This is a genomic window from Mesorhizobium sp. M1E.F.Ca.ET.063.01.1.1, from assembly GCF_003998155.1.
Lineage (GTDB): Bacteria > Pseudomonadota > Alphaproteobacteria > Rhizobiales > Rhizobiaceae > Mesorhizobium.
On the sequence record NZ_RZSC01000933.1, the window covers coordinates 1 to 2,007 of the forward strand.

The window sequence follows — 2,007 nt, forward strand, 5'->3', positions numbered from 1 at the left end:
CGGGAGGGGAAAACACTTCCTGCCTGACGTCGCATGCCTGCCGGAGAACCGGGCAGGGATGTGGTGCAAACGGAAAATAACCGACAGGGTGTGGATCACATGAAACGTATCGTTCTCGGCCTTCTGGCCGCAACTGCAATGGTTCTTCCGGCTTTCGCCGCGGATGTCCAGCCGGCCATCCTCTACGATCTCGGCGGAAAGTTCGACAAATCCTTCAACGAGGCCGCCTTTCACGGCGCCGAGAAGTTCAAGGCCGAAACCGGCGTCGCTTACGTCGAATTCGAGGTTTCCAACGCCTCGCAGCGCGAGCAGGCGCTGCGCCGCTTCGCCGAGGACGGCCGCAACCCGATCGTCATGGCCGGCTTCGCCTGGGAGGATGCGCTGAAGAAGGTCGCGGCCGAATATACCGACCTCAACTTCGCCATCATCGACGATGCCGTCGACCTGCCCAATGTCCGCTCGCTGGTATTCAAGGAAAATGAGGGCTCGTACCTCGTCGGCATCCTGGCGGCGATGGCGTCGAAGTCGAAGAAGGTCGGCTTCGTCGGCGGCATGGACATTCCGCTGATCCGCAAGTTCGAGTGCGGTTATGTCGGCGGCGCCAAGTCGGCCGGCGCCACCGACGTCATCCAGAACATGACCGGCGACACGCCGGCCGCCTGGAACGACCCGGCCAAGGGCGGCGAGATCGCCAAGACGCAGATCGACCAGGGCGCGGACGTCGTCTATGCCGCCGCGGGCGGCACCGGCGTCGGCGTGCTGCAGGCGGCCGCTGATGCCGGCAAGCTCGGCATCGGCGTCGATTCCAACCAGAACGGCCTGCAGCCCGGCAAGGTGCTGACCTCGATGATGAAGCGCGTCGACGTCGCCGTCTACAACGCCTTCATGGACGGCAAGAACGGCACCTTCAAGGGCGGCGTCCAGAATCTCGGCCTCAAGGAGGGCGGCGTGGACTACGCCATGGACGACAACAACAAGGCGCTGGTGACCGACGAGATGAAGGCGGCCGTTGAAAAGGCCAAGGCCGACATCATCGCCGGCAAGGTCCAGGTGCACGACTATACCGCGGACAACAATTGCCCGTATTGATCGGCAGATCGAGTCAAGGTTTGTTTGACCGCCGGGCCTTCGCCCGGCGGTTTCTTTTTGGATAAGCATCATGCAACCGACAATCGACGCCATGACCGAGCGCGACGTCGAGGCCATAGCGAAACTACGCCTTGCGGCTTTCTTCGAGGGTACGGGCCGGACGCTCGAAGAAGATATTGCCGGGCTTATCGCATTGCTCGGTGGCGACGGGTTGGAGGCGGCCTTCGTCGCCCGCGTCGGCGGCGCGCCGATCGGAAGCTGCCTGCTCGTTCGCAATGAGATCGATCCGGCGCATGATGTGACACCATGGCTTGCCGGGCTTGTCGTTGACGAAGCGCATCGAAGCCAGGGCGTTGGCGCAGCGCTGCTAAGAGCCGTCGAGGCCCATGCTGCATCGGCGGGCGTGGACAGGCTTTATCTCTACACCTGGGAGGCCCGTCTTTTTTACGAAGCGCTCGGCTGGACTGCGGTCGATACTTTCGACCAGGACGGCCAGCCGATGCGTCTGATGTCGCGTGAACTATAGCGTGCCCGCCAGATAGCCCAGCGCGAAGGCCGCCAGCAGGGCGAGCGCGATGACAAGTCCGAGCCGGCCGCCCAGGGAATGTACGCCGACGCCGTAGGGCTTGCGCTCGAGTCGATGGATCATGATCGGTTGCGGCTGCGATTCGCCGTTGCTCAGCCCGGCAAGCCGCATCTGCGGCAACCCGGCCAGCCGCTGCTGGACAAGATTCCAGCGCTCGTCGGAGGCCGCGTTGGATGGCGCGGTCGTTTCCAGGGCACGCATGCGCTCGGCGAGCCGCAGCACCGCGTCGCGAAAGGCGGGATCGATCTCGAGGTCGCGCTCGGCGCGGGCGCGTTCCCTTTCGTCCATCAGGCCGAAAACATAGTCGCCGGCCCTTGCGATGCGGTCTCCTT

General features: G+C 63.9%; 3 protein-coding genes. 2 read left to right on the forward strand and 1 reads right to left on the reverse strand.

The features are described 5' to 3' along the window. The first annotated feature begins 99 nt into the window (after positions 1-99). Both EOA29_RS34420 and EOA29_RS34425 read left to right on the forward strand, forming a co-directional pair. On the forward strand, positions 100-1,089 hold the full coding sequence (locus EOA29_RS34420; RefSeq protein WP_126092065.1) for a BMP family ABC transporter substrate-binding protein: 990 nt from the start codon (positions 100-102) through the stop codon (positions 1,087-1,089). Positions 1,090-1,159: 70 nt separating this feature from the next. Then, positions 1,160-1,615 (forward strand): GNAT family N-acetyltransferase, encoded by a 456-nt coding sequence (locus EOA29_RS34425; protein ID WP_126092066.1) that lies wholly within the window; start codon positions 1,160-1,162, stop codon positions 1,613-1,615. On the opposite strand, the gene EOA29_RS34430 is transcribed toward EOA29_RS34425, so the two are convergent. Next, on the reverse strand, positions 1,610-2,007 hold a 398-nt coding region (locus EOA29_RS34430; protein WP_127222257.1), incomplete at its 5' end, for a hypothetical protein. The two genes, EOA29_RS34425 and EOA29_RS34430, sit on opposite strands and share 6 nt — an antisense overlap.

Excerpts from the sequence above, each read along its gene's own strand:
- EOA29_RS34425 (WP_126092066.1), top strand. The coding sequence starts at position 1,160 with ATGCAACCGACAATCGACGCCATGACCGAGCGCGACGTCGAGGCCATA.
- EOA29_RS34420 (WP_126092065.1), top strand. The coding sequence starts at position 100 with ATGAAACGTATCGTTCTCGGCCTTCTGGCCGCAACTGCAATGGTTCTT.